Annotated in this window: 2 protein-coding genes; one reads left to right on the top strand and one right to left on the bottom strand. The window is 42.1% G+C overall.

The window, feature by feature from the left end:
* The first annotated feature begins 277 nt into the window (after positions 1-277).
* Positions 278-511 (top strand): hypothetical protein, encoded by a 234-nt coding sequence (locus ACTXGO_RS15140; protein WP_317200083.1) that lies wholly within the window; start codon positions 278-280, stop codon positions 509-511.
* Between the two features lie 125 nt (positions 512-636).
* Here the strand turns inward: ACTXGO_RS15140 and ACTXGO_RS15135 are convergent.
* Positions 637-798 (bottom strand): neutral zinc metallopeptidase (locus ACTXGO_RS15135; protein WP_443575099.1); only part of this gene is annotated, 162 nt, incomplete at its 5' end.

The raw sequence follows: 798 nt of genomic DNA, 5'->3' as shown, positions 1-798 counted from the left end.
TTCTTTGACAAGATGAAGCGTAAACCACAAAGCTAAGTGGCTACGTCTATGCATCAAAGCGTAACTAAAAAGGATTGTTTGCTGCAGTCCTTTTTTTAAGTTTAGGCTACCTGCATGCGACACATACTGGAAACAACACTTACAGCCTATTAGCAAAGAGTAGCGTTTTTACTACGACTAAATAGAAGGTTAGCAGCTACTATTGGCTATAGTGAATACAAGCTTACTATCATAATAAGCTTTGTACTTTAATTTTGACACTTTGAGAGGTAATGGTATGAAATTCGCTAAATCTATGGCAATGACAGCAATGGTCAGCTCAGCACTCGTTATGACGGGCTGTAACTCAGGTCCTTTTGGTAATGCAAGCAACACCGCTAAAGGTGCGACTGCTGGCGCGGCGGCTGGTGCTCTTATCAGAAGCAAAGGCGATAGCAAAGATATCGCTCGCGGCGCACTAGCTGGCGCAGCTATTGGCGGAGCTGGTGGTTATATTCTTGATAACAACTAAGATTTAAACACTTAATGTTTAAATGATTAGTATGTAAATAACTACAAAAAGCCTGCAATATATTGCAGGCTTTTTTATGGATAACATCTATAGAGAGACCAATAGTAGAGATAATAATGATTGCGCTATAGTCCACCACTAAAGGTATCACAAGATTGAATATTGCCCGACTCAAGACCACGAGTAAACCAGCTAACCCGCTGTTGACTGCTGCCATGAGTGAAGTTATCAGGAACTACTGCCCCGCCACTCGCTTGTGCTAGGCGATCATCACCGATTTGACTGGC

The organism is Psychrobacter sp. T6-1 (genome assembly GCF_052258445.1).
This window is presented reverse-complemented; position numbering and strand designations above follow the sequence as displayed.

Bases quoted from the DNA above. Each gene is read 5' to 3' on its own strand.
- ACTXGO_RS15140 (WP_317200083.1), top strand. From the start codon at position 278: ATGAAATTCGCTAAATCTATGGCAATGACAGCAATGGTCAGCTCAGCA.